The sequence below is a fragment of the Aeromicrobium sp. SORGH_AS_0981 genome (genome assembly GCF_031453195.1).
Taxonomy (GTDB): Bacteria; Actinomycetota; Actinomycetes; order Propionibacteriales; family Nocardioidaceae; genus Aeromicrobium.
This window is the reverse complement of sequence record NZ_JAVIZD010000001.1, coordinates 572,358-598,552: the sequence shown is the minus strand read 5'-3', so window position 1 is coordinate 598,552 and position 26,195 is coordinate 572,358. Positions and strand designations below refer to the sequence as shown.

The 26,195-nt window shown below is 73.6% G+C and carries 24 protein-coding genes and 1 pseudogene; 6 read left to right on the top strand and 19 right to left on the bottom strand.

What is annotated here, in order from left to right; genetic code table 11:
• Positions 1-5: 5 nt before the first annotated feature.
• Complete coding sequence (locus QE370_RS03160; protein WP_309633394.1) at positions 6-593, top strand: antibiotic biosynthesis monooxygenase; 588 nt, start codon at positions 6-8, stop codon at positions 591-593.
• Between the two features lie 29 nt (positions 594-622).
• Here QE370_RS03160 and QE370_RS03155 read toward each other — a convergent pair whose 3' ends face one another.
• The 6 genes and pseudogenes from QE370_RS03155 to QE370_RS03130 all read right to left on the bottom strand — a co-directional run.
• Positions 623-1,096 (bottom strand): universal stress protein, encoded by a 474-nt coding sequence (locus QE370_RS03155; protein WP_309633393.1) that lies wholly within the window; start codon positions 1,094-1,096, stop codon positions 623-625.
• Positions 1,097-1,129: 33 nt separating this feature from the next.
• The gene (locus QE370_RS03150; RefSeq protein WP_253026284.1) at positions 1,130-2,509 is read right to left on the bottom strand and encodes an APC family permease; all 1,380 of its coding nucleotides are present in this window, start codon (positions 2,507-2,509) and stop codon (positions 1,130-1,132) included.
• An 80-nt stretch (positions 2,510-2,589) separates the two neighbouring features.
• On the bottom strand, positions 2,590-3,081 hold the full coding sequence (locus tag QE370_RS03145; RefSeq protein ID WP_309633392.1) for an SRPBCC family protein: 492 nt from the start codon (positions 3,079-3,081) through the stop codon (positions 2,590-2,592).
• A 175-nt stretch (positions 3,082-3,256) separates the two neighbouring features.
• A complete protein-coding gene (locus tag QE370_RS03140) occupies positions 3,257-3,430 on the bottom strand; it encodes a CstA-like transporter-associated (seleno)protein (RefSeq protein ID WP_253026280.1) in 174 nt (57 codons plus the stop codon).
• Positions 3,427-4,020 (bottom strand): carbon starvation CstA family protein, encoded by a 594-nt coding sequence (locus QE370_RS03135; protein ID WP_309635225.1) that lies wholly within the window; start codon positions 4,018-4,020, stop codon positions 3,427-3,429. Before QE370_RS03135 ends, QE370_RS03140 begins: the two co-directional genes overlap by 4 nt.
• A gap of 106 nt (positions 4,021-4,126) precedes the next feature.
• Positions 4,127-5,629, bottom strand: a pseudogene (locus QE370_RS03130) (carbon starvation CstA family protein); the annotation flags it as partial.
• Positions 5,630-5,967: 338 nt separating this feature from the next.
• Between QE370_RS03130 and QE370_RS03125 the strand changes: the two are divergent.
• The 4 genes from QE370_RS03125 (at position 5,968) to QE370_RS03110 (ending at position 9,942) form a co-directional block, all read left to right on the top strand.
• Entirely contained in the window at positions 5,968-6,345 is a 378-nt protein-coding gene (locus tag QE370_RS03125; RefSeq protein ID WP_253026276.1) for a hypothetical protein, read from the top strand.
• Positions 6,346-6,430: 85 nt separating this feature from the next.
• A complete protein-coding gene (gene cobU, locus QE370_RS03120) occupies positions 6,431-6,979 on the top strand; it encodes a bifunctional adenosylcobinamide kinase/adenosylcobinamide-phosphate guanylyltransferase (protein WP_309633391.1) in 549 nt (182 codons plus the stop codon).
• A 142-nt stretch (positions 6,980-7,121) separates the two neighbouring features.
• The gene (locus tag QE370_RS03115) at positions 7,122-8,474 is read left to right on the top strand and encodes a M20/M25/M40 family metallo-hydrolase (RefSeq protein ID WP_309633390.1); all 1,353 of its coding nucleotides are present in this window, start codon (positions 7,122-7,124) and stop codon (positions 8,472-8,474) included.
• A gap of 1 nt (position 8,475) precedes the next feature.
• Positions 8,476-9,942: an MFS transporter gene (locus QE370_RS03110; protein WP_309633389.1), complete on the top strand. Its 1,467-nt coding sequence runs from the start codon at positions 8,476-8,478 to the stop codon at positions 9,940-9,942.
• Here the strand turns inward: QE370_RS03110 and QE370_RS03105 are convergent.
• From QE370_RS03105 to QE370_RS03050, 12 genes are all read right to left on the bottom strand, one after another.
• Positions 9,929-11,128, bottom strand: coding sequence for a S8 family serine peptidase (locus QE370_RS03105; RefSeq protein WP_309633388.1), 1,200 nt, complete (start codon positions 11,126-11,128; stop codon positions 9,929-9,931). The genes QE370_RS03110 and QE370_RS03105 overlap by 14 nt on opposite strands.
• A complete protein-coding gene (eccB, locus tag QE370_RS03100) occupies positions 11,125-12,486 on the bottom strand; it encodes a type VII secretion protein EccB (RefSeq protein WP_309633387.1) in 1,362 nt (453 codons plus the stop codon). The genes QE370_RS03105 and eccB overlap by 4 nt, the downstream gene beginning before the upstream one ends.
• A 3-nt stretch (positions 12,487-12,489) precedes the next feature.
• Entirely contained in the window at positions 12,490-13,191 is a 702-nt protein-coding gene (locus QE370_RS03095) for an LPXTG cell wall anchor domain-containing protein (protein WP_309633386.1), read from the bottom strand.
• A gap of 19 nt (positions 13,192-13,210) precedes the next feature.
• Positions 13,211-14,560, bottom strand: coding sequence for a type VII secretion integral membrane protein EccD (eccD, locus tag QE370_RS03090; protein ID WP_309633385.1), 1,350 nt, complete (start codon positions 14,558-14,560; stop codon positions 13,211-13,213).
• A gap of 109 nt (positions 14,561-14,669) precedes the next feature.
• Positions 14,670-14,969, bottom strand: a complete 300-nt coding sequence (locus QE370_RS03085; RefSeq protein WP_253027290.1) for a WXG100 family type VII secretion target — start codon at positions 14,967-14,969, stop codon at positions 14,670-14,672.
• Positions 14,970-15,010: 41 nt separating this feature from the next.
• Positions 15,011-15,319 carry a WXG100 family type VII secretion target gene (locus QE370_RS03080; RefSeq protein ID WP_067860351.1) on the bottom strand — a complete coding sequence of 103 codons (309 nt, stop codon included), beginning with the start codon at positions 15,317-15,319 and terminating at the stop codon, positions 15,011-15,013.
• A 200-nt stretch (positions 15,320-15,519) separates the two neighbouring features.
• Positions 15,520-16,950, bottom strand: a complete 1,431-nt coding sequence (locus tag QE370_RS03075) for a hypothetical protein (RefSeq protein WP_309633384.1) — start codon at positions 16,948-16,950, stop codon at positions 15,520-15,522.
• Between the two features lie 3 nt (positions 16,951-16,953).
• A complete protein-coding gene (locus QE370_RS03070; protein WP_309633383.1) occupies positions 16,954-18,213 on the bottom strand; it encodes a S8 family serine peptidase in 1,260 nt (419 codons plus the stop codon).
• Positions 18,210-18,773, bottom strand: a complete 564-nt coding sequence (locus QE370_RS03065; RefSeq protein WP_253027289.1) for a hypothetical protein — start codon at positions 18,771-18,773, stop codon at positions 18,210-18,212. Before QE370_RS03065 ends, QE370_RS03070 begins: the two co-directional genes overlap by 4 nt.
• Positions 18,773-19,072, bottom strand: coding sequence for a WXG100 family type VII secretion target (locus tag QE370_RS03060; RefSeq protein WP_253027290.1), 300 nt, complete (start codon positions 19,070-19,072; stop codon positions 18,773-18,775). Before QE370_RS03060 ends, QE370_RS03065 begins: the two co-directional genes overlap by 1 nt.
• Before the next feature lie 41 nt (positions 19,073-19,113).
• The gene (locus QE370_RS03055; RefSeq protein ID WP_067860351.1) at positions 19,114-19,422 is read right to left on the bottom strand and encodes a WXG100 family type VII secretion target; all 309 of its coding nucleotides are present in this window, start codon (positions 19,420-19,422) and stop codon (positions 19,114-19,116) included.
• Positions 19,423-19,569: 147 nt separating this feature from the next.
• Entirely contained in the window at positions 19,570-21,012 is a 1,443-nt protein-coding gene (locus QE370_RS03050) for a hypothetical protein (RefSeq protein WP_309633382.1), read from the bottom strand.
• A gap of 115 nt (positions 21,013-21,127) precedes the next feature.
• Here QE370_RS03050 and eccCa point away from each other — a divergent pair, with 115 nt between their 5' ends.
• The gene (eccCa, locus tag QE370_RS03045) at positions 21,128-25,096 is read left to right on the top strand and encodes a type VII secretion protein EccCa (protein ID WP_309633381.1); all 3,969 of its coding nucleotides are present in this window, start codon (positions 21,128-21,130) and stop codon (positions 25,094-25,096) included.
• A gap of 89 nt (positions 25,097-25,185) precedes the next feature.
• On the opposite strand, the gene QE370_RS03040 is transcribed toward eccCa, so the two are convergent.
• Positions 25,186-26,022, bottom strand: coding sequence for an SCO6745 family protein (locus QE370_RS03040; protein ID WP_309633380.1), 837 nt, complete (start codon positions 26,020-26,022; stop codon positions 25,186-25,188).
• Positions 26,023-26,195: the final 173 nt, after the last annotated feature.

Genomic DNA, 26,195 nt, shown 5'->3' with positions numbered 1-26,195 from the left:
GGGGCATGAGCGAGCACGCCCCCTCTCCCGTCCCCGTGACCGTGTCGGTGACGCGGCACGTCGACCCAGCGCACGAGGACCAGATGGTCGCGTGGCTGCGGGCCGGCTCCGAGCTGGCGGAGCGCTTCGACGGCTTCCTCGGATCGGGCTGGGTGCGGACGTCGCCGACGTCGGGGGAGTGGCACATGCTGTTCCGCTTCGCGAGCGACGCCGACCTCGACGTCTGGATGTCGTCGCGGCAGCGCCGGTGGTGGCTCGACAGCGCCCAGGGCATCGCCGACGAGACCCGGCTCGAGCGTCGCACCGGCATCGAGGGCTGGTTCGACGACCCGTCCCGCGTCGACCTCGAGGACCTGCGCTCGGTCCCGGTCGCGCCGCCGCGGTGGAAGCAGATGGTCTCGATCTTCATCGTCTTCTTCCCGCTGAGCGTCGTGACGAACGAGATCGGCGTGCACTACCTGGCCGACGTGTGGCTGCCCCTCCGCGTGCTCATCACGGTCTGCGTCATGACGCCGCTCATGACGTACGTGCTGCTGCCGTGGGTCACCCGGCTGCTCGGGCCGTGGCTGCACCGTCAGCCCCGGTCGCGCTGAGCCGGGCGGGACCCCCGGCTCAGCGAGGGTCAGGCCTTCTTCGCGGCCCGGCGCACCGGCTTGCGCGCCGGCTTCGGACCCGGACGGTGCACGAGCACCGGGCAGGTGGCCTGGTTCAGGACCTTGTGCGAGACCGAGCCCATGAGCACCGCCTGGGTGCGGGTGCTCTGGCTGGCGAGCACGATGAGGCCGGAGTCGAACCGCTTGGCCGCCTTGATGATCTCGTTCGCCGGCGCGCCGCTGTAGACGTGCGTGCTGACGGGCGGTCCCCAGCCGTCGAGCGCCTCGGCGACCTTGAGCGTGGCCTGCTCGGCCTCGCGGCGGAACGACAGCTCCACGCCGCCGTCGGCGCTGCCCTCGGCCGCGAACGGCACGGCGGCGAGCGGGCTGACGACGGCGACGACGCTGACCTTCGTGACGCTGTCGGCGTCGACGACGTGGCGCAGGTACGTGGCGGACTGGAGCGACTGCTTCGAGCCGTCCGTGGCGACGAGCACGTGCATGGGCTTCTCCTGGGTGTGTCGTTGCGGGTGAGGCTAGCCGGACAGGTCGGTGGGGTCGAGGGCCTGCGGCTGGTGACGCATCGCGAAGGCGTTGACGCCGTACATGACGACGCCGATGAGGACGATCGCGCCGCACCACAGGATCGAGCCCGGGTCGTCGATCATCGTGTGCACGAGGATCGCCACGTTGGCGACGACGCCGACGACGAGGATGACGACCGGCGCGGAGTAGTGCTCGTGCTCGACGGGCGTCCCGCGCAGCTTGAGGGCCGCGAGGCAGACCATGCCGTACACGACGATGAGGAACAGGACGGTCACCGTCGCCAGCCGGTCGACGTCGGCCACGGCCAGCAGCACGCACACGAGGGCCGCCGTGAAGACGATCGAGACCCACGGGGTGCGGCGGGTGGCGTGGGTGCGGGCGAAGATCCGCGGCACGATGCCCTGGCGCGCCATGCCGTACATGATGCGCGACTGCGCCACGAGCGAGACGAGCGTCGTGTTGGTGACGGCCACGAGCGCGATCGCCGAGAAGACGAGCTCGGGCACCGGGATCGGGCCGTTCTGCACGACGGTCAGCAGGCTGCCGTCCTCCCCCTTGTTCGCGGTGAGCTCGTCGAGGGGCGCCACCATCGACGCGATGAACGCGATGACCATGTAGAGCACGCCCGCGAGGGTCATGCCGCCGAGCAGCGCGCGAGGGAAGGTCCGGCTCGGGTCCTGCGTCTCCTCGGCGATGTTGGCGGCGTTCTCGAACCCCGTCATCGCGAAGAACGCGAGTGCCACCCCGCCCAGCACGACGAGCGTCGGGTTGCCCTCGTTGAGCTCGAACGGCTGCTGCAGGTTCGCGTCGCCCTCGGCCAGCACGACCACCCCGACCGCGAGGATGATGAGCAGCCCGGTGGTCTCGATCAGGGTCATGACCATGTTGGTCCACACCGACTCGGTGATGCCGCGGAAGTTCAGCAGCGACAGCGCGACGATGAAGATGATCGCGACGAGCGTGACCGACGCGCCCTCGACGAAGGACTGGAAGTAGGTGCCACCGAAGACGCGCGCCAGCGTGCCCGCGGCGGCGATCGTCGCGGCCAGCAGGCAGAACGTCACCATGAACGTGAGGAACCGGTTGCCGAACGCCTTGTGCGTGTAGAGCGCAGCCCCCGCCGCCTGGGGGTACTTGGTGATGAGCTCGGCGTAGGCGAAGCCGGTGAGCAGGGCGACGGTGACGCCGATGACGAAGGACAGCCAGAACGCGCCCCCGACCGTGAACGCCATGACGCCGATGAGGGCGTAGATGCCGGAGCCGAGCACGTCGCCCAGCACGTAGAAGAACAGGAGACGTCCCGTGATGGAGCGCTTCAGCTCCTCCTGCTGCCCGGAACCCCCGGATGCGTTCGTGATCTGGTCGCTCATGCGGTCCCTCCCGATCGCGTGTTCCGTCGATCGTGGTGGCACGGGCGGGTGGGCGCAAGCCCAGCGGGGTTGCGGCGCGGTTACGAGCCGCGGACGTACCCGAGCCGCGCCGCCCGTTCCAGGATCCCGAGGGTGGCCTTGAGGCCGTCCTCGTCGACGATCGGGAACCGGTCCTTCCACTCGTCCCGCGCGTGGCTCCAGTCGAGGACCGACGTGACCCGCGTGCCGCCGTCGACGGGCTCCAGCCGGTATCCCCAGCGGTGCCCGATCGGCGGGCGCACCCGGCCGATGATCGACCAGGTGACCAGCTGGTCGGGCTCGTACTCCTCGATGACGACCGTGACGTCGTACTCCTTGAGGTCGGGGATGTCGCCGTAGGACTCACGGTCCATGTGCACGAGGAACCGGTCGCCGACCGCGGCGACGAGGTCGCCCTCGACCGACTGGAGCATGCCGGAGGCGTCGATCGCGACGTGACCCCACGGGTCGCGCAGCACCGCGAAGATCGTGTCGGCGGACGCCTTCACCACGCGGCTGGTCTCGATGCGTTCGTCGGGGTAGCGCTCGCTCATGCGTCCATCGTCGGCCGCCGCCCGCGGTCGCGCACCCCGTCCGCGCCCGGCGAGCACCCCCGCCCGGACCGCCTGTTTGCGTGGGGCCCCACGCGAACAGGCTCCGCCCACCGCGAACGTGCGCCCGATCTGCGCGTCTGCGTGGGGCCCCACGTCAACGCGCGCGTGGGGCGGGTCAGCAGCAGCGCGCCATGGGCGCGTGCTCGACCCGGTCGGCGCGGTGGCGCTCGAAGGCGCGGCGGGTGGTGGGCTCGACGCCGTCGCGCTCGCACGCCACGAGGTAGTCGTCCCACGCCGCCTCGCCCGTGAACTCACGCACGAGACGGCGGAAGCGGGCGAACCGGCTCATCGGTGACCCCGCGGGCTCGTCAGCTCGCCCCGCTCGGCCTCCCACGCGGCGACCGCCTCCTTCTCCTCGCGGGTCGCGACGAAGTCGGCCGGTGCGACGATCTGCGACGGCACGTGCGGCACCTCGGTGGTGGGCAGCGACCCGGCCCGGACCGCGCGCACCCAGATCACCACGGCGTTCGCCACGACCACGATCACGAGCAGCGCGAACACCGCCTGGATGACGCCGTTCGTCGTGGAGTTGCGGATGATCTGGTCCATCTGGCCCGCGTCGGCCGCGGGCGCCAGCACGTCGCCGGCGTCCCGTGCCTCGCGGTACCGGTCGGCCTGGGCGAAGTAGCCGATGGCGGGGTTGTCGCTGAACACCTTCTGCCAGCTCGCCGTCATGGTGACGATCAGGTCCCACGCGAGCGGGATGCCGGGCACCCACACCCACCTCAGCTTGCCGTGCTTGAGCAGCAGGGTCACGCAGAGCGTCAGGGCGATGGCGGCGAGCAGCTGGTTGGCGATGCCGAACAGCGGGAAGAGCTGGTTGATGCCACCCAGCGGGTCGCTGATGCCGATGTAGAGGAAGTAGCCCCACGCGCCCACCGTGACGGCACTCGCACCCCACGCGGCGGGGGCGCCACGAGACGTCGCCGAAGCGGGACCAGACGTTGCCGATGGTGTCCTGCAGCATGAACCGGCCGACGCGGGTGCCGGCGTCGACGGCGGTGAGGATGAACAGCGCCTCGAACATGATCGCGAAGTGGTACCAGAAGGCCCGCAGGTTGCCGCCGAACGCCTCGTGGAAGACCTGGGAGAGGCCGAAGGCGAGGGTCGGCGCGCCGCCCGTCCGCGACACCAGCGTCGACTCCTCGATCGACGCCGCTGCCGCCGTGAGGTCGCCGGGCGTGATCGTGAAGCCGAGCTGGCTGACGAACGCCGCCGCGCCCTCGGGCGTGCCGCCGGTCGCGCCGGCGGGGGCGTTCATCGCGTAGTAGAGGCCCTGGTCGATGACGACGGCCGCGATGAGCGCGCTGATGGCCACGAACGACTCCATCAGCATGCCGCCGTACCCGATCATCCGGACGTGGCTCTCCTTGGCGATCATCTTCGGCGTCGTGCCGGACGCGATGAGTGCGTGGAAGCCCGACAGCGCACCGCAGGCGATGGTGATGAAGACGAACGGGAACAGCTTGCCCGCGAACACCGGACCGTCGCCGTCGACGGCGAAGCTCGTGACCGCGTCGGCCTGCAGGGTCGGCGCGGCGATGACCAGGCCGACGGCCAGCAGCACGATGACGCCGATCTTCATGAACGTCGAGAGGTAGTCGCGCGGTGTCAGCAGCATCCAGACCGGCAGGATCGACGCGACGAAGCCGTAGACGACGAGCGCGATGACGAGGTGCTCCTTGCTGAGCGTGAGCGCGTCGCCGAGGCCCAGCTGGTCGACGTACCCGCCGCCGACGATCGCGAGCAGCAGGAGCACGACGCCGATGGCGGTGGTCTCGAGGACGCGACCGGGCCGCAGGTAGCGCAGGTAGAAGCCCATGAAGAGCGCGATGGGGATGGTGAGGCCGATCGAGAAGACGCCCCACGGCGACTCCGCGAGCGCGTTCACGACCACCAGCGCCAGCACCGCGAGGATGATGATCATGATCGCGAAGACGGCGATCAACGCCGCCGTGCCGCCGACGACGCCGATCTCGTCGCGCACCATCTGGCCGAGGCTCTTGCCGTCGCGGCGCATCGACAGGAACAGCACGACCATGTCCTGGACGGCGCCGGCGAGGATGACGCCGACGATGATCCAGATGGTGCCGGGCAGGTAGCCCATCTGCGCCGCGAGGACAGGACCGACGAGCGGACCGGCGCCGGCGATGGCGGCGAAGTGGTGGCCGAACAGCACCCGGCGGTCGGTCACCTCGTAGTCGACGCCGTTCTCCAGGCGCTCGGCCGGGGTCGCGCGCGTGTCGTCGACCTCGAGGACCTTGCGCGCGATGAACCGCGAGTAGAAGCGGTACGCGATGGCGTACGACGACAGCGCGGCGAACAGGATCCACAGCGCCGACACGTCCTCGCCGCGCGAGAGCGCGAGGACGGCCCAGCAGACGGCGCCGACGAGGGCGACCGCCGACCAGACGACGATGGTGCGGATCCGACTGTCCCCACCTCCGGTGCCGGTGGGCTGCGGGGCGGTCGGGGTGCGGGTGCTCATGGGTCTCCCGGGGAGGTGCAGCAGGACAGGACTCGGGCGCCGGTCGGCGGGACGGGCCGGCGCGCCGATCCATCCGACCATGCGTGACCCGGGTCACGCCAGTTGCGTACGTTGAGTCGCGCCGAGCGGTGCCGGTCCGTCGGCGAGCGGTGCACGCGGCACCGGTCCTCCGGAGGTGTGTCGGGGGCCGCGGACTGCGGGCCGGACGCCTGCACCCGCCCATCGGCTCAGGCTCTCGACGGACGGACGGTTCAGGCGTACGGTGCGCTGTGAGGCAGGTCACACCGGCCGCCTCATCGGGGGGTCGCCCGTGGGCGTCCCAGGAGAAGGGGTTCACCATGAAGCGATCGATGAGACTTGCAGGCGCAGCGGCCATGGCGGTGGGAGCACTCGTCGCCGTCGGACCGACGACGGCTGGACCGGCGGCCGCCGCCAACGACTGCACCGCACCCCGGTGGGACGTCCACCCGGACCTGATCAGCACCGGCACGTTCAGCTGGGGCGACGGCACCGCCATCCGCACCGCCGGCTACAACGACTGCACCATCGTCGGCCGCGGGTACCCCAACCAGGGGATCGACGTGCACTGCAGCCGCCAGAACGACAACGGCGTCTGGTGGGTGTACGCCCGCAACACCAGCACGGGGAAGGCGGGCTGGGCGAGCTACAGCGCCGTCTACACGTCGGGCAGCGTGCTGCCGCCCCGGTGCTCCTGACCGCGACGTCCACCCGCCGCGCACTCGCGCGGCGGGTGGACGTCAGTGGCTCCGGGCGGTCTCGCGGCGGGCGTATCGTCGAAGCATGAAGGCGTTGGTCACCGGCGGGGTCAGGTCGGGCAAGTCGTTCCACGCGGAGTCGCTGGTGGTGGCGCACGAGCAGGTCGTCTACGTGGCACCCGGACCGCCGGCCGACCCCGACGACGACCCCGAGTGGGCCGAGCGCGTCGTCCGGCACCAGGACCGGCGGCCGTCGCACTGGGTCACGCTCGAGACCACCGACCTGGTCGCGGCCATCGAGGACGGCGGGGCCGCCGGTGGGGACGAGACCGCCGTGCTCGTCGACTGCCTGGGCACCTGGCTCACCGCCCAGCTCGACGAGCTCGACGCGTGGGACGCGATCCGCGAGGACTGGGAGCCGGTGCTGATGGCGAGGGTCGACGCCGCCGCGTCGGCGCTCGCCCGGACGCCGCGCACCGTCGTGCTGGTGACCAACGAGGTCGGGATGGGCGTGGTGCCGGAGCACCGGTCGGGCCGCGTGTTCCGCGACCTGCTCGGCGTCGTGAACCAGCGGTTCGCCGCCGAGTGCGACCAGGTGCTCCTCGTCGTCGCCGGGCGCGTCCTCGCCCTCTGACCCTCTTCTTCCCGCCCCCTCCCCGCTGAGCGTGACGTTCGCGGGGTGATTCCGGCGTCGTGACCCCGCGAACGTCACGCTCAGCGGGGTGGGGAGGGTTCGGGGGAGTGGGGTGGACCCGGGGAGGGGCTAGCGTCGGGGAGTGCACCCCGACGTCGAGATCCTGCGCGCGGCGATCCGCGTGCCCACCGTGGCCGACCGCGACCCGGCGCTCACCGACCCCGAGCCGTTCGCGCGCCTGCACGAGCTGCTCGCCGAGCACTTCCCGCTCCTGCACGCGCAGCTCGAGCGCGTCGACCTCGGCGACGCCGCCCCGCGGGCGCTGCTGTGGCGCTGGGCCGGCACCTCGGCCGACCGTCCCGTGGTGCTCATGGCCCACCAGGACGTCGTCCCTGTGACCCCGGACGACCCGTGGACGCACGACGCGTTCGCCGCCGACGTCGTCGAGACGCCCGACGGTCCGGCCGTCTGGGGGCGCGGCACGCTCGACGACAAGGGCCAGCTCGTCGCGATCTGCACGGCCGTCGAACGGCTCCTCGCCGACGGCTTCGAGCCGGCGCAGGACGTCTGGCTGTCCTTCGGGGCCGACGAGGAGGTGTCGGGCCCGTCGGCGCCGGCTGCCGTCGCCGAGCTGGCCCGTCGCGGGGTGGAGCCGTGGTTCGTGCTCGACGAGGGGGGCGCGGTCGCCGGGCAGGCGTTCCCCGGCGTGTCGGCCCCCGTCGCGGTCATCGGCTCGACCGAGAAGGGCACGACCACCCTCTCGCTCACGGTCACCGGACGAGGCGGGCACTCGTCCACGCCCCCGACCCGCGCACCCGCTGCGCGGCTCGGTCGGGCCCTGTGGCGGCTCGATCGTCAGCAGTTCGGGGTCAACGTGCCCGGTCCCACCGTCGACCTGCTCCGCCGGCTCGCCGGGCACCTGCCCCTCCCGCTGCGCGCGCTGCTCGCGGGCGCCACGCGGACCCCGTCGGCCGTGCTCGGTCGCGCGCTCGTGGCCGCCGGTCCGGAGACGGCGGCGATGGCGCGCACCACCATGGTCGCGACCACGCTCGAGGGTGCGCCCGCGCACAACGTGATCCCGGCGCGGGCGCGCGCCGAGGTCAACCTGAGGATCATGCCCGGCGAGAGCGTCGCCGCGGCGCTGGAGCACGTGCGCTCCGCGGTGGACGACGGCGAGGTGGTCGTCGACGTCGTCGAGGCCAACGAGCCCAGCCCGCTGTCGCCCACCACCGAGCCTGAGGCGCAGGGGGCGTTCGCCCTGCTCGAACGGACGGTCGGTGCCGTGTTCCCGGACGCCGTCGTCACGCCCTACGTGATGATGGCCGGCACCGACAGCCGCACCTTCACCGCGATCTGCCCCCGTGTGTACCGCTTCGCGCCGCTGCGGATGAGCAAGGAGCAGCGGGCGTCGATCCACTCCTACGACGAGCACGTGCACGTGGCGGCCTGGTTGGAGGGCGTCGACTGGTACGTGGCGCTCCTGAAGGGCCTGTGACGTGACCGCGACCGCGACGCTGCACCGCTCGCTCTGGTCCGTCGTCGGCTTCCTCGTGGCCGTCGAGGTCGTGAGCGGCGTCCTGCAGGGCTTCTACACCCCGATCTTCTCCGACATCGCCCGTCACCTCGGCATCCGCGACGCCGACGTCAACTGGTTCGAGGCCGCGCAGCTCGTGCTGTCGGCGCTCGCCGTGCCCCTGCTGGCGCGGCTGGGCGACCTCTGGGGGCACCGCAACGTGCTCCTGCTGTCGACGGCCGTGACCGCGGTCGGGTCGTGGACGCTCGCCCTCGCGCCGGGCTTCTCGACGTTCCTCGTCGGCTGGGCGCTCCAGGGCGCCTACGTGGTGTGGCTGCCCGTCGAGGTGGCGATCATCCACCGTCGCACCGCCGGCCGGGTCGACCAGCACCGCACGACGCGTCGTGCCGCGGCGTTCCTGGTGGCCGCGCTCGAGGCCGGCGTCATCGTCGGCGCGCTCACCTCAGGCGCCCTCGTGGAGGCGACGTCGATGACCGTGCTGCTGTGCCTCCCCGCCGTCGCGGTGACGGCCTGCCTGCTCGTCGTCTGGTTCGGGGTCGAGCGCGACCGCGGGCAGGCCTCGGGCGGCTACGACTACGCGGGACTGGGCTGGCTCACGGTCACGCTCGGCCTGCTGATGGGCGGGCTCATCGCCATCCGGCTGCTCGGCGCCGGGTCGCCCGTCCCGTGGCTCCTGGTCGCGCTCTCGCTGGCGGCGCTCGCCGGGCTCGTGCGGTTCGAGCGGGCGCTGGGCGAGAAGGCCGACGGCACGGTCGCGCCGTTAATCGACGTGCGCACCTTCGCCCTGCGCGCCCAGTGGCCCGTCCAGCTCACGGCGTTCCTGTTCGGGATGTCGGTGCTCGGCGCGCAGATCCCGCTGTCGACGTTCGCGCGGACCGACCCCGACGTCGCGGGCTTCGGCCTCGGCGCCTCGGCGGCGTTCGTCTCGACGCTCATCGGCGTCTACGTCGTCACCATGGTGGTCGGCGCGCTGTCGCTGCCGCTGCTCGCCCGCCTGCTCGGCCCGCGCGTCGCGATGGTCGTGGGCTGCACGCTCGTCGGTGTCGGCTACGGCCTGTTCCTCCCCCTGCACGACAGCGCGGGGCAGACGCTCACGAACATGGGCGTCGCCGGGGTCGGGTCGGGCCTGCTGGTGGCCGCGCTCCCGGCCGCCGCGGCGGCAGCAGCACCGGCGCACGCGACGGGCTTCGCCACCGGCATGACCAACGCGACGAAGACGGTGGGCGGCGCGATCGCCTCCGCGGTGTTCGCCATCGCTCTCGCCTCGACCGGCTCGATCGACGATCCTGCGCTCGGGCACGCGCCGCTGTCGGGCTACCTGACGGTGTGGGCGGTGTGCTCGCTGTCGGCGCTCGCGGCGGCGGTGGTGCTGCTGGTCACCCGTCGCGGTGCCGGCGCGACGTCCGAGGGTGGGCTCAGCGCGAGGTGAGGCGGCGTCGACGTCGGGCCCACGGGGCCAGGACGAGTGCCACGGCGGTCGCACCGGCGGCGCCGAGCAGCCACCAGGCCAGCTGGTGGCGCGTGTCGTCGAGCGGGTCGCGTCCGGCGACCGTCGGCAGGATCTTCGTGTCCTGCGGAGCCGACGCCGCCCGAGCCGTGCCTGGGGCGGCGTTCGAGGTGCTCGTCATGGCGGCGACGGGCTGGATCGTGCCCCAGCCGCGGGTGTCGTCGCGCTGGTCCTCGACCGGTCGGTCCGCCGTGGCCAGAAGCCGGTTGACCACCTGGCGGGGCGAGTCGTCGGGGAAGCGCTGGACGAGCATCGCGGCCAGGGCGCTCACGTAGCCCGTGGCGTAGCTCGTGTACGGGTGGTCGAGGCCCACGAGGCAGTCGCCGTTGGAGCGGAACGCGGTGAGCACGTTGGCTCCCGGGGCGGCGACGTCGACGTGCGGGCCGTGCACGCTCCAGTCGTCGACGGCGCCGGCGGCGTTCGTCGCCGCGACGCCGACCACGCCGTCGAAGCCGGCCGGGTACTGCACCTGGGTGAAGGGGGCGTCCTCCTGCGTGTTGCCCGACGCCGCGACCACGATGGCGCCGCTGCGCAGGGCGAGCTCGGTGGCTCGACGCAGGGCCGGAAGGTCCTTGTCGGACGAGCCCGTCGTGAGCGAGACGTTGATGACGTCGACGCCCTGCTGGGCCGCCCACCGGATGCCGGCGGCGACGTCGGCCGTGGTGCTGCCCTCGCCGAGCACGCGGACCGGCACGATCGTGGCCTCGGGCGCGGCCCCGATGAGCACCGACCCCGACGCGCGGCGGGCCGCGATGATGCCGGCGAGGGCCGTGCCGTGGGCGTAGGGGTCCTCGGTGGCGCGGCCGCCGATGAAGGAGCGACCGGGCTCCACGCCCGAGCCCAGGTGCTGGTTGCGGGTGTCGACCCCGGTGTCGACCACGGCGACCCGGACGCCCTTGCCGGTGCCCTCGCGCCAGGCGTCGGGGAAGCCGGCGTCGCGCACGTTCGTCATCGCGGTCGGGTCGGAGACGAGCTGGGTGCGACCCACCTCGCAGCGTCCCTCCTGCGCGTCGGGCGGCTGGTCGACGGCCGCGGCCGGTGCGAGCGGCGTCAGGGTGGTCAGCAGCAGGGCCGCGCCGGCGACGACGTGCGGGAGGCGCAGCGTCACTGCTTCGCCCCGTCGGCCGCCTGCACGGCCGCGGCGAGCGAGAGCTCGGGGCCGCTGGCGAACAGCTCGACCCACGCGCGCGGCGTGGCGATCGGCTCGACCGACTCGTAGCCGAGCGCCCGCAGGACGGTGGGCACCTGGTCCTTCGGCCCGATGGCGAACCGGGTCCCGCGGGAGTCGACGAGGAAGGTGGTGTCGTTCGTGCTCGCACGCGAGCGGGTCGTCGAGCGCACCAGCGCCCCGCGCCCCTGCTCGACGCGGACCAGACGCTGGGCGCCCGTGGCGCGCGCCTCGTCGCGGGTGGCCTCGGCCAGCACCGGCGTGCTGGTGGCGCCGTCCTCGCCGGCCACGAGCTGCAGGCACGGCCGTCGGTCGTCGCTCTGGGCGGGCAGCTCGGTGGGCCAGTCGCCGGGCACGACGCCCGACGCGCTCTGCGCCGGGACGGACTGCACGTCGCCGACGTCGACCTGCTGCTCGGGGAGCCGGCTCGTCGCGGTGTAGACGGCGTAGGCGAAGTCGCTGAGCTGCACGAGGCCGCGGCGGCCGAGCACGTAGCCCGTGCCGTCGACGGAGACCGGGGTGCCGACGACGTCGAGACCGGACACCCCCGTGCTCCCGCTGAAGCGGCTGCCTGAACCGGGCACGGTGAACGGGGCGAGCGACGTGCCCTCGGGCACGAGCTGCAGCCACGCGTCCGACGCCGGGAACGGGTCGTCCTGCCCGACCCCGACGCCGCGCAGCACCGACTGGCCGAGCCGGCCGGCCGGCACGGCGTAGCGCCGGGACCCCGACACGAGCCAGAGCCGGTCCTTCGTGTCGCGGGCGAGCAGCGAGTCCTGGCTCGAACGCTGGGTCCCCGGGGTGTCGCTGACGTCGACCGTCAGCCCACCCTGCTCGTTGGTGCACGCGCTCCACCGGTCCTGCACGAGCAGCGACGCGGGGGTCAGGTAGTCGGGGGCGCCGGGGATGCCGACGGGCTGCGACTTCGGCTCGTCGACGAGCACGTCGTCGGGGACGTAGGAGACCTTCACCTGGTCCTGGCCCGCCAGGGCGAGCCGGGCCGAGGTGATGTTGATGACGGGGAACAGCGTCCCCTCGTACTGCACGAACCGCGAGCCGCTGTCCTTCGCGATGACCAGGCCGTTCTCGCGCCAGCCGTCGCCGACGGCGGGCTTGAGCACGCCGGCGACGGCGGCACCGGCCACCAGCAGGGCTGCCAGCACGATGCCGCCGGCGAGCGTGCGCCCGTAGCGGACGGGTTCGACCTCCCGTCCGCCCGGGGCACCGCTCAGGAACGCCGTGACGAGGCGACGGCGGTTGAAGGAGTGCGCCTCGACCAGGTCACGCTTGCTCGCCATCCGTCAGACGAGACGGTGGCGGGCCGAGTACGGCCGACGCAGGAGCACGCCACCGATCAGCAGGAAGACGGCGCCCAGAGCGGCGAGCAGGTTGAGCCCGTCCTCCACACCCGTGGCGGGCAGCTCCTCGCCGCGGGGCGTGGCCGCAGCGCCGGAGCCCGACGCGACGAGTCCGCCGAGCGAGGAGTCGAGGCCGCTCAGGCCCTGCGGCACGGAGTTGCCGAGGCCCGGGGCAACCGCGCCGCCGTCGGAGACGTTGCCGCCGCCGCCGTTGCCGACTCCACCGCCGTTGCCGCCCCCGTTGCCACCGCCGTTGCCACCGTTGCCACCGCCGGGCGTCGGGATGGTGGGCGTGGGCGTGGTGGGCTGCGGGGTCGTCGGCTCAGGGTCCGGCGTGGGGATGGTCGGCTCGGGCGTCGTGGGCTCCGGGTCCGGGGTGGGGATGGTCGGCACCGGGATCGTGGGCACCGGGATGGTGGGCTCGGGGTCCGGGTCGAGGATGGGGAAGCAGTCCGGGTCGAGCGGGTTCACGAGCAGGTCGCAGTCGCCGTCGGCGAGGGCGGCCGCGTCCGCGGTGGCCGCGCGGGCGGTCGCGTCGGCCGTGGTGTCGGTGTCCGCGGCGAACGCCAGCTGGGGCAGCGAGAAGGACAGCAGGACGGCGCCCACGGTGAGGGCGGCCCCGGAGGTGGCCTGGCGCAGCTTCATGAGGTGTCTCCTTGGTAGTTCAGGACCGGACGGCGGCGACGATGCCGACCGCGATGACGAGGAGTGGGAGGAGGGCGACGAGTGACGCGAGCTCGACCACCTCGACGAGACGGCCGCGCACGACCGACTCCTCGGAGCGGACCAGCGTGGCCACGAGGGTGGCCGCGGCAGCGACGACGAGGACGATGACGAGCTCCAGGCGCCACTCGGGCTGGAGCACGAGCACGCTGAGCGCGACGGCGAGCAGCCCGGCGCCGGCGCCGGCGAGCCCGACGCCGACCTCGGTGCCGGAGCGCAGCTGACGCGTGCGGGCGAGCAGGACGACGCTGACGCACACCGTGGCCAGCGCACCGGTGACCCCGAGGGTGACGGCGAGGGGGGCGACGAGCAGGAGCAGCACGCCGATGGACGCGGTGAGGGCCAGGAAGATGCTGTGGCCGGTGGCGGCGCTGGACCGCACCTGGTCGATCGAGACCTCGTCGGGGTCCTCGACCTCCACGGTCGGGTCCTGCGGCTGGGTGGCCGAGCCGCCGACGAGCGTCAGCGACAGCGCGGGCAGCAGGCTGGAGAGGATGGTCAGCACGGCGAGCAGCGTCAGGTACGCCTCCGCGGCCCCGATGTCGGTGGACGCGACGATGGAGCTGGTCATCGCCACCAGCGCGCCGACGACCAGGCCGGGCGCGAGCAGCACCCGTCGCTCCACGGTCCCGACGAGCGCCAGGGCCGCGGCGACCGCGGCCCCGCCGCCGGCGGCGGCGAGCGGCCAGCCCAGCAGGCCGGGCTCGTCGAGCGCGGTGAAGCCACCCACGGCGGCGAACACGGTGGCGCTCCAGCCCAGGACCAGGGCGACCTCGGGCTCGCCCTCCAGCCGGGCGAGCACGATCGCGGCGGTGACGAGCACGAGTGCGACCACGCCCGCGAGGGCGCCGGCGACGACGCTGGGTCGCTCGAGGCTGATGGTCAGGGCCCCGAGGGCGAGCAGCGCCGTGGCGGCGACGAGGGCCGTGCGGCGGGCTGCGGTCGGCGCCCAGGGGGAGGTCGTGGACTCGACGACGTCGGCCATCGCCTCGACGACGTCGTCGTAGACGCGACGGCGGCCGTCGGGCGCGGGAGCGAGCACGAGCACCGCGCCGTCGTGCACGTGCTGGAAGGTCAGGCCGCTCGTCGAGGAGAGCTCACGGCCGTCGCTCAGGTGCAGCACGAAGCCGCGGTGCGACGTGGTGGGGTCGAGGGCACCGAGCGTGCGGGCGATCTCCGGCACGAGCTCGGCCACGGGCACGGCCGACGGCAGGGCGAGGTCGGCGCTGCGCTCGTCAGTGCGCACCGTGACGCGGACCAGGCCGGTGGGTCCGGCCTCGGTCGTGGTCATGGGCGACTCCGGGGGCGCTGCGGGTGCATGGTCTCGGCTCTCGTGCGGTCGGTCGGACAGGAGTTCCCGCCAGGCCGCGGACGCGACCTGGCGGGGAGGAGGTGGTGGGTCAGCCGCCGAAGGAGGCGCGGTTGGCGTTCTCGGCGCGGCGGTAGTCGGCTGCGGAGTCCGAGACGGCGGTGCCGGTCTGGGCGAGGGTGGCGTTGAGGTCGTTGATGGCCTGGTCCCACTTGGCCTTGGCGCTCTGGTAGGCGGCGGATGCCTCACCGGTCCAGTCGGCCTTGAGGGGGGCGAGCTCGGACTCGAGGCGGTCGAGTCGGCCGCGCAGGGCGGAGACGGCGGCGGAGATCTCGCCGGAGATGCCGTCGAGGCCGCCGAAGTTGACGGCGAGGCGTCCGGTGCTGCTCATGGGGTGCTCCTGACTCTCAGGTGGGTGGGTGTGGGGTGGTCTCAGCCGCCGAGGCGCGAGGAGATCTGGGAGTAGGTGTCGACCTGGACGTCGTCGGTCTGGGTGTAGGTGACGTCGGCGCCGGTGAGGTTGGCCTCGAAGTCGTTGAGGGCGCGCACGATCTTGTCGGTCTCGGTGTTCCAGACGGTGATGAGGTTGGTGAACCCGGCGGCTCCGCCGCCTTCCCAGGCGCCCTTGGTGGAGAGGCGCTGGGGCATGGAGTTGACCTCGCGGGTCAGGTCGCCGTGGGCGCTGCGGACCATCTCGGCGGCGCGGGTGATCGCGCCTTCTTCGCGGCTGAGCTCGCTCATCGTTCGTCCTCCCGGTTCCCCGTGGGCACGGTCGTGGCACGGGCTCGTCGATGCTGGTGGCAAAAGACTAGGTCACCTGGTCCGATTCGACTAGTCAGATCGGGGGGAACGTCCCACATCACGGTCGTCGGGACGTGTGACGATCGTCGCCGTCCCTGCTCCGTAGCCTTCCGGAGCCTGGACCGTGTGGTTCGTCGACGTCAGGACAGCACGCCGGGTGACGTCTCGTCGTCGTCCAGCCACTGGTCGTCGTCGAACGCGAGGTGGTCCTGCGTCGTCTCGTCCTCGTCGCGGTTGCGTCGGCCCTGGCCGCCGGCGCCTGCGCCGGAGCGGCTGGCCGAGCCGTTGGCGCCACGGCCCGCGCCGTTCGCACCGCGTCCCGCGCCGTTCGCACCGCGTCCCGCGCCACTGGCGCTGCGTCCGGCGGTGTTGCCGGCGCGTCCTGCCTGGTTGGCGGCGCCACCCCGCCCGGCACCGGCCCCTTCGGACTGCCCGGCGCGGGTGCCTGCGCCCGAGCGGCTGCCGGTGCCCGTGGCCGAGCGTGACGGCTGGGCGCCGGCGCGGCCGGCCTGGGAGGCCGACGGGCGGGCGCTGGACTGGCTGGCCGGGTTCGCGACGCGGGCGTTCGACTGCGAGGAGGAGGACCCGAGAGTGGAGCCCTTCGCCATGCCGGCAGTGCGGCCCGATCCTCCGCCAGCGGACGACGCGGCACCCTTGGCCGCACCGGCGGCCTTGGCGAGGATGCCCTTGCCGGCACCCAGCAGACCCGCGGCTCCCGCGGCACCGCCGATCCCGCCGGCACCCATGCCGCCGGCCTGGCCGAGGGACGAGCCGCCGTCGGTGAGCCCGTTGTCGAGGTCGGTCAGACCGTCGCCGTCACCGTCGCCGCGGCCGTCACCGTCGCCGGTGCTGCCGTTCTTGACGGGCGAGACGAGCGTGGGGTTGGTGCCACGCGGCCCACGACCGATCGTCGCCGCCGAGGCCATCGCGCTGACCGCGGTCGTGCCGCCCACGACCGGCGTGCCCGACAGGGGGCCGGCGCCACGGGGCGGTGTCGACGACGGGCCGCTCGGTCCTGAGGCGTCGATGGTGTCGGTGTCGAGGGGGGCGGCGATCGCCAGCATCTTCTGGGCGGCGGCCAGGCCGGCGTCGAGCCGCGTGAGGGCAGCGGCGGCGTCGTTCTCGCGTCGCTCCATCGAGGTGGCGTGGCTCGAGGCGGCGCTGTCGTGCTCGCTCTTGGCGGTGTTGTAGGCCTCGACGTCCGCGTCGCTCGCGTCGGCACCCGGCCTCGTGGGGCTCGCACCGGGGGCGGGGGAGATCTCGGGCAGGTTCTGCAGGTCCGAGCGCGCGGTCGAGAGGGCCTCGGCACCGGCGCGCATCCCTGCGGCGGTCTGCTCGAGCTTGGTCTGCATCGTCTCGAGGGTCTGCAGCTTCTGCGTGAACGCGGCGTCGGCGGCCTCGGCGTCGGACCCCTCGGTCCAGGTCTCTCGGGCGCGCTGCTGCGCCGTGGTGAGCTCGGTGCGGAGTGCGTCGAGCTTGGTCTTGGCGGCGTCCCAGTCGATGGCCTTGCCGGTGAGGGCGCCGGGGATGGCGCTCTCGACCTGGCGCAGCTTGCTCTCGTTCGGTCCCATGGTTCAGGCCTCCTCGGAGGATCGGGTGCGTCGACGGGCCACCAGCACGCCGGCCGTGACGACTACCAGCAACGCCGCCGCGCCCACGGCCCACGGGACCGGGGAAGAGGAGTCGCTGGTGCTCGGCTCGGCGGCGGCCGGGCTGCTGTCGGCGGTCGTCGGGCTTGCGGACGGGGTGGTCTCGGTGGGTGACGTCGGGTCGTCGGGGTCGCGGTAGACGGACAGCGGATAGGTCTCGATGGCGTTGACGGGACCCTTCATGAGGGGATTCTCGTCGGGCCAGCCGGTGGGGTCCTTCGCGAGCATGTTGCGCAGCCCGACGGTGCCGAAGCCCCAAGCGCGACGCCAGCCGTAGAACGGCTTGCCGTCGGCGCGTCCGGTGGTGTGGATGAGGTGCTGGACCAGCTGGTTGCCGGTGGCGTCGGGATACTTCTGCTTGACCAGCGCCAGCGCCCCGGCGGTGATGGCCGTCGCAGGCGAGGTTCCCGTGCGCGCGTAGCCCGGCACCCACGTGGCACCGCGCTTCTCGGGGGTCATGCCGCCGGCCGGCACCTCGACGCCCGGCGCGACGATCGAGAGGCTGCCGGTGGCGTTCTCGCTCTGCCCGGGCTGCTCGGCCCACGGCTCGACGGCGGAGCTGAGAGCACCCACCGATACGACACCGGGGGACGCTGCGGGATAGCTGACGCTGGGACGTCCCGCGCGTCCGGCACCGGCGACGACGACGGCGCCGGCGTCGATGGCGTCCTCGACGGCCGCGTCGTTCTCGGTGCTGCCGCCGGCGAGCGAGATGCTGATGATGTCGGCACCGTCGCGAGCGGCCTGGCTGATCAGGGCCGCAGGGGTGCCGATGCTGTCCTCGTAGGGATCGCGGTTCGCCTGGTAGAAGGTGACCTGCGCATCGGGGGCGACGCCGGTCACGCCGCCGTTGCCCTGGCCGGCGATGAGCACGGTCATGGCGGTGCCGTGGTTCGCCTCCCCGGCGCGGGGCACGGACACCGACTTCCTGCCGGTGATCGACGGCCCGAGCCGCACGTCGGCACCGCGGAGCTCGGGCACGGAGAGGTCGATCGATGCGTCGATGACGGCGATCTTGACGCCCTTGCCGGTGTACTTCTGGTGGACCTCGCCGACGTGCATGGCCTTGAACCACCAGGCGTCGTCCGCCGAGAAGCGGGCGAGTGCCGCGGTGGCCGGGGCAGGCGCCAGCAGCGTCGGCACCAGGAGTGCCGACGCTGCCAGGACCCGCGCCAGACGTCTCACAGGTCGCCGGTGTCCGATCCGCTCGAGGTGGCGATCTGTTCGTCGACCGTCGCGCCGGTGTCGCCGCCGAGCTCGGCGGCCACGTCCTGGAGGATCTCCGAGTCACTCTGGGCCAGGGTGTCGAGGTCGACGTCCACCGCGTCGGGGTCGAGGAGGTCCGTCCCCTGGTCGGCGAGCGCGTTGTTGAAGGAGTCTGTCGTCGACGATGCGCTTCCCGCGAAGCGGGTCGCGATGGAGGCCATCGCGCCCTGCACCCCGTCGTCGGTGTCGGCGTAGTTGTCGGCCGCCGTCGTGAGCGCGAGACCGAACTCGTCCATCTCCTGCTGGAGGGCGCCGAGCGTCGTCGCGAAGACGGTCGCGACGCTGTCGTGGTGCTGGGCGAGCGCCTGCGCGGCCGGGTACTGGCCGTACATGGACGCCTCGCCCTTCGTGCTCTCGACGGTCTGCTGCGCCGCGAGCGCCTCGGCAGCCAGCTCGGAGGTGTTCTTGCCGACCTGGCGCAGTCCCTCGATGTCGAGCTCGACGGCGCTGCCGCCGCCGGACCCGTCCGGCGTGCCCATCAGCCGCCGAAGGAGGCGCGGTTGGCGTTCTCGGCGCGGCGGTAGTCGGCTGCGGAGTCCGAGACGGCGGTGCCGGTCTGGGCGAGGGTGGCGTTGAGGTCGTTGATGGCCTGGTCCCACTTGGCCTTGGCGCTCTGGTAGGCGGCGGATGCCTCACCGGTCCAGTCGGCCTTGAGGGGGGCGAGCTCGGACTCGAGGCGGTCGAGTCGGCCGCGCAGGGCGGAGACGGCGGCGGAGATCTCGCCGGAGATGCCGTCGAGGCCGCCGAAGTTGACGGCGAGGCGTCCGGTGCTGCTCATGGGGTGCTCCTGACTCTCAGGTGGGTGGGTGTGGGGTGGTCTCAGCCGCCGAGGCGCGAGGAGATCTGGGAGTAGGTGTCGACCTGGACGTCGTCGGTCTGGGTGTAGGTGACGTCGGCGCCGGTGAGGTTGGCCTCGAAGTCGTTGAGGGCGCGCACGATCTTGTCGGTCTCGGTGTTCCAGACGGTGATGAGGTTGGTGAACCCGGCGGCTCCGCCGCCTTCCCAGGCGCCCTTGGTGGAGAGGCGCTGGGGCATGGAGTTGACCTCGCGGGTCAGGTCGCCGTGGGCGCTGCGGACCATCTCGGCGGCGCGGGTGATCGCGCCTTCTTCGCGGCTGAGCTCGCTCATCGTTCGTCCTCCCGGTTCCCCGTGGGCACGGTCGTGGCACGGGCTCGTCGATGCTGGTACGACAAGACTAGGACATCTGGTCAGTTCTGACTATCCCGTTCTCGAGGACGGGAGAGCCGCCGCCAGGCCGTCGTGAGCCGCCGCCCGTCAGGACGACGTGAGGACGCGCATCCAGTCGAACAGGCCGCTGACCAGCGGAAACGCGCCGACGACGGCGACGAACGCCAGGCCCTCGGCGATCTCGGCGCTGCGCGACCACCACACGGAGGTCCAACCCCGACCGGCCGAGCGGGCCACGAGCGCGAGGACGAGCCCGAGCAGGACGGCCACGGTCGCGCCGGCGACGCGGGCGTCGTCGCCCACCTCGAGCAGCAACGACGCGGCGGTCGCCAGGAGGAGCGCGGTGCCGGTGGTGCGCTGCCAGCGGCGCGCCTGCGTGGCGCGCAGGGTGCGACCGCTCAGCACCAGGGCGGCGCCGGTGGCGGCGCAGACCAGGGTGGCGCCGACGTCGCGGGCGCCGTCGGCCGGGGCGAGGAGCAGCCAGGCACCGCTGGCCGCGACCAGCAGGGAGCACACGACCGTGGCGGCGCCGACGAGCCGCAGCGCACGCAGCGCGACCGCGCGCACGTCGTCCTCCCGGACGACGCCGCGGAAGGAGCGGCGCGGCTGCTCGCGCGCGGTCCACGCCGTGACGGCGAGCCGCTGCAGGTCCACGAGCACGTGGTCCGGGACGTCCACGACGAACGACGGAAGCAGGCGCGCGCCCAGCACGGCCGCCAGCAGGACGAGGGCGGCGAGGGTGGTCGTCGACCAGTCCGGCAGCAACGACACGGTTGCGACGAGCGCGACACCGACGCCGGCGACGAGCTGGACCGCCAGCTCCTCGTCCGCGACGCCCGGCACCGCCGCGCGCAGGGCGGCGCTGCCGCACGCCACGGCCAGGCCGGCCACCGTCACGGCCAGCGTCGTCGCGCCGGCCTGGCCGGGCGGGAGCTGCAGGACGACGGCCGCGGCGAGGAGCAGCGGCACGACGGAGAGCCAGGCGCGGTCGTGCGCACCGGCCGGCACGCGGAGGGCGACGACCCCCGCGACGGCGAGGACGACGAGCGCGAGCGCGCCGGAGGCGGCGTCCGCGGCGGGGCCACCTGCCAGGGCGCCGGCCGCGGCGGCGAGCAGACCGGCCACGGCCACGGCGGCCGGGGCGAGCCGGGCGACGACGGAGCCCGTCGTGGACCTCGCGGCTCGGGCGGTCGGTGCAGCGACGACGGGCTGGGCGGGGGTGTGGGGGACGGGCTGGGCGCGTCGGCCGCGCGACCCGCGACCCGTCGGGGCAGTGCTCACGGGAGCGGCGTCGGCGTCGACCGCGACCAGCAGGTCGCCGTGCTCGAGACGCGCGGCGTGCACCGACGTCGTCGGGTCGAGGACGCGTCCGGTGGCGGTGCTCAGCAGCACCGGACCGCTGCCCGTCTGGTCGCGGAACCCTGCCGCCACGGCGCCGACATCGGCCCACCGGGGCACGGCGAGGTCGACCCGACCCGCGTCTCCGACGACGCTCAGCCGGATCGTGGCCAGCGCGGTGCTCTCGCTCATGCGACCCCCTTCGGGGACAGTGTGACCGATCAACGGCCCGTCCGGGGGGTCGGGCGCGGCTACGATCGTGCGGCGGGGGCGCCGTGCCCCTCCCCGAGACCCACCAGGAGGTCGTGTGGCCACCACGCTGCAGCGCGGACGTCGAGTCGAGCCGCCCCGGGTGCCCGAGGGTGCCCTGGAGCTCGACCCGCCCCCGGAGCTGGCGCCGCACGAGGGCATCGGCGGCGCGCTCATGATGGCGCTGCCGATGCTGGCGAGCGTCGGCTCGATCGTCTTCGTGGCCTCCAGCGGCGGCGGTGCGCGCGGTTTCATCGCCGCCGGCATGTTCCTCCTCGCGACCCTCGGCTTCGTGGCCGTCAGCGTCGAGCGCCAGCTCAAGCAGCGCCGGACGCAGGTCGGCGGGTCGCGCCGCGAGTACCTGCAGTACCTCTCGACCGTGCGGGCCCGCGTGCGGGCAGCTGCCGACGCGCAGCGCGACGGCCTCACCTGGCTGCACCCCTCGCCGTCGGCCCTGGCCGCCGTGGCCGAGGAGGGCAGCCGTCTGTGGGAGCGTCCGGCCGACGACCCGCACGCCCTCCACGTCCGCTACGGCACCTCGACCCAGCCGCTCGCGCTGGAGCTCGTGCCGCCCACCACGACGTCGATCGACCAGGTCGACCCGGTGTGCGCGTCCGCGCTGCACCGGCTGCTGTCCGTGCACCGCGCGCAGCCCGACCTGCCCGCCGCCATCGACCTCTCGGCGTTCAGCCGCGTGGAGCTGCTCGGCTCCGTCGAGCACGTGCGCGCGCTCGCCCGGTCCCTCGTCTGCGAGGCCACGGCGTTCCACGCCCCGCAGGGCCTGGTCGTCGCGGTCCTGGCCGACGACGACGCCGCACGCGACTGGGACTGGGTCAAGTGGCTCCCGCACGCGCACAGCGAGCGCGAGAGCGACGCGGTCGGCCCCGCCCGGATGATCGCCTCCTCCCTCGACGACCTCGCCGCGATGCTGCCGCAGGAGGTCGTCGACCGGCCGCGCTTCGGCGCCGACCAGCCGGTCGAGGGTCCGCACGTCCTGCTCGTGGTCGACGGTCCGGCGCTGCCGCCGGGCAACCACCTCGTGCCCGAGGAGGGTGTCCACGGCATGACCGTGATCGAGCTCCCCGAGTCCTGGGGCGAGCTCGAGGACCCGACCCGGCTGCGGCTGGAGCTCGTGCAGGCCGTCCGTGGCGCCGTCGGCGTCACGGCCTGGCGGCGCCACGACGAGCCCGTCAAGGGTCACGCCGACCAGCTCGACCGGGAGAGCGCCGAGGCTTTCGCGCGCCGCCTCGCGCCGCTGGCGAGCACCGAGGGTCCCGTCCGCGAGGACGCGACGTCGACCACGCCCGACCTCACCGACCTGCTCGGGCTCGGCGACGTCCGCACGCTCGACGTCGCCGACGGGTGGCGGTCCCGGCCGGCGCGCGACCAGCTCCGCGTGCCGATCGGGGTGGGACCCACGGGCGCTCCCGTGCACCTCGACCTGAAGGAGTCCGCCCAGCAGGGCATGGGTCCTCACGGGCTCGTCATCGGCGCGACGGGCTCGGGCAAGTCCGAGCTGCTGCGCACGCTCGTGCTCGGACTCGCGCTCACGCACTCCAGCGAGCAGCTCAACATGGTCCTCGTCGACTTCAAGGGCGGTGCGACGTTCGCCGGACTCACCGACATGCCGCACGTCGCGGCGGTGATCACGAACCTCGAGGAGGAGCTCGACCTCGTCGACCGCATGCAGGACGCGATCTCCGGCGAGATGGTCCGCCGCCAGGAGCTGCTGCGCCGCGCGGGCAACTACGCCTCGCTGCGCGACTACGAGAAGGCGCGCGCCGCCGGCGAGCCGCTCGACCCGCTCCCGTCGCTGTTCATCGTCGTCGACGAGTTCAGCGAGATGCTCGCGGCGAAGCCGGAGTTCATCGACCTCTTCGTCGCCATCGGTCGCCTCGGCCGCTCGCTCGGCATCCACCTCCTGCTCGCCTCGCAGCGCCTCGAGGAGGGCCGCCTGCGCGGGCTCGAGAGCCACCTGTCCTACCGGATCGGCCTGCGCACGTTCTCCGCCGCGGAGTCGCGGACGGTGCTCGGCGTCCCCGACGCCTACGAGCTGCCGTCGGTGCCGGGCCTGGGGTACCTCAAGGCCGACGGCGAGATGGTCCGGTTCAAGGCCGCGTACGTCTCCGGGCCGCCGCCGCGGCGCGCCAGCATCGGCGAGGACGAGTCGCGCTCGCAGGCGCGGGCGATCCTCCCGTTCACCGCCTCCCACGTGCTCGCCCCGACCGAGCTGGCACCCGCCGACGACGGTCCTGCGCCCGCCCCGGTGCCCGCCTCGACGTCGTCGGCCTCGGTGCTCGACATCGCCGTCGACGCCATGCACGGTCGCGGGCCGCTCGCGCACCAGGTGTGGCTGCCGCCGCTCGACGTGCCCGACACCCTCGACGGGCTCCTCGGCGACCTCACGCCCACGGACGGCGGCGGCATGCTCTCGGCCACGTGGCGCGCCCACGGTGGTCTGCGCGTCCCGATCGGCACCGTCGACCGGCCACGCGAGCAGCGTCGCGACCAGCTCGTCATCGACCTCTCGGGTGCCGGCGGCCACGCCGCCGTCGTCGGCGGTCCGCGCAGCGGCAAGAGCACGCTGCTGCGCACGATCGTCGCCAGCATCGCGCTGTCGTCGTCGCCGCGCGACAGCCAGGTGTACGTGCTCGACTTCGGCGGTGGCACGTTCGCCGGCCTCACCGACCTGCCGCACGTCTCGGGCGTGGCCACGCGGGCCGAGCCCGACGTCGTGCGTCGCGTGCACGCGGAGGTCAGCGGCATCATCGACCGTCGCGAGGCGTACTTCCGGCGCCACGGCATCGACTCGGTGGAGACGTACCGGGCCCGTCGGCGCGAGGGCCAGGCCGACGACGGCTACGGCGACGTGTACCTCGTCGTCGACGGCTGGGGCACGTTGCGCTCGGACTTCGACATGCTCGAGATGGAGCTGCAGTCGCTCGCGCAGCGTGGTCTGACCTTCGGCGTGCACGTGCTCGCCTCGGCGGGTCGGTGGGGCGACTTCCGGGCCGCCATGCGCGACGTCTTCGGCACGCGGCTGGAGCTGCGCCTCGGTGACCCGACGGACTCCGAGGTCGACCGCAAGGTCGCGCAGCTGGTGCCCGCCGAGCGCCCCGGTCGCGGTCTCGTGACGACCAAGCACCACTTCCTCGCGGCGCTGCCGCGGCTCGACGGCCGGGGCGAGGCGCGCGACCTCGGCCCCGCCGTCGTCGACCTGGTCACCCGCGTCAGGGACTCCTGGGGCGAGGGCGGCCCGAAGCTGCGCCTGCTGCCGGACCGGATCTCGCTGGAGCGGGTGCGTGAGCTGGCCAGGCTCGGCGAGGGTGACCGTCGGGTGCTCGTCGGCGTCGACGAGCGCGACCTGGCACCCGTCGGCCTCGACCTCGACGCCGAGCCGCACGCGCTGCTCTACGGCGACGGCCGCTCCGGCAAGAGCGCCTTCCTGCGCGCCTACGCCCGTGAGGTCATGCGCACGCGCGGGCCGCGCGAGGCGCAGCTCGTGGTCGTCGACTACCGACGTTCCCTGCTCGGCGAGGTGCCGGACGAGTGGCGGATGGAGTACGTGTCGAGCGCGGCGCAGCTCGAGCCCGTCGTCAACGGGCTGGCGCAGTTCCTGCAGGGCCGGATCCCCGGCCCCGACGTGACGGCCGAGCAGCTGCGCGAGCGGTCGTGGTGGAGCGGGCCCGAGGCGTTCGTCCTCGTCGACGACTACGACCTGGTGGCGCCGCAGTCGCAGTCGCCGCTCGCCCCGCTCGTGCCGCTGCTGGCGCAGGCACGCGACGTCGGCCTGCACGTCGTGGTCGCGCGGCGCGCCGGCGGTGCGGCGCGCGCGGCCTACGACCCCGTGCTGCAGACCCTGCGCGACCTCGCCCAGCCCGGTCTGCTGCTGTCGGGTCCCCCCGAGGAGGGTCCGCTCATCGGCGGCGCACGGCCGAAGCCGGCGCAGGCGGGTCGCGCCCAGCTCGTCACCCGCGACCGCGGCCTCGAGATCGTCCAGCTGGCCTGGGCCGAGCCCACCGCCTGACCCCGCAGTCCCCCCGCTGCGGAACGTGATCGCCCGTTCTCGTCGGAAAAACGGGCGATCACGTTCCACATCTGGGGGACGGGACGGGGCTAGGGGGCGGTCGCGCCGATCGGGTTGGGGTAGGTGATCGCGCCGGAGGCGACGACCGCCCGGGCCGCGGCGGCGAGGGCGGGCTCGACGGCCACGGCGTGCGCCGTGGCCTCGGTGTCGAGCGCGGCGTCGACGGCCCGGTCCGTGGCGTCCTCGAGGCGCTCGCGCGCGGCGCGTCCGGTGTCGGTGCCGTGCCCGTCGGCGTCGACCCACCCGCGTCGGCGCAGGTCCTCCAGCGCCTCGGCCCACTCCTCCTCGGTCCAGCCGCGCGACTCGCGCTGTCGCACGGGCGCTCGACCGAGCGCCACCTGCAGGGCGTTCGCCGCCGCGCCGCCGAGCCCGGCGGTCACGAGCACGGACACGTGCGCGTCGCCGCGCAGCTCGCGCAGCACGCTGGCGTGCCGCCACAGCGCACCGACCGCGTCGTCGGGCACTGGCAGCGAGCGCTCCGCGGCGGCGAGCGGCTTGCCCGCGAGGTCGACCCGCTCCGTCACGCCGGCCAGGCGTTGCGCCAGGGCCGCGACGTCGTGGCCGTCGAGCCCGGGGGTCAGCGCCTCGCGCGCCAGGGCGAGGCGGGTGTCGAGCACGGCGTCGCCGTCGGCCAGGCGCCACGCGTCGGGGATCGCCCGCTCGACGAGCCGCGGCGCGAAGCCGTGGAACGTCGCCACGACGACGGGCGCCGCGGGTGCGCCCAGCGCCGCGGACCTCGACGCGGCGTAGCCCATCCACCACCCCTTCAGCCCCACGGCCTCGTAGCGCTCGCGCGCGTCGGGGGCGAAGTAGACGACCGAGTGCAGCGCCTCGACGGAGCGCCAGAAGTCGATGAGGGGGTGCATGGACGCCAGTGTGCCGGGTGGGCGAGGAGGTGCCACAGAGGGCGGTCGTCCGACCACGACGGTCGATCGAGGAGCGGGCGTGTGAGGGGTGTCACCTGAGGTTGCCCGGCCCGTCCTCACGATGATTAGGTAAGGCTTGCCTTCAGAGGGCACCTCACCACATCTCGGGGAAG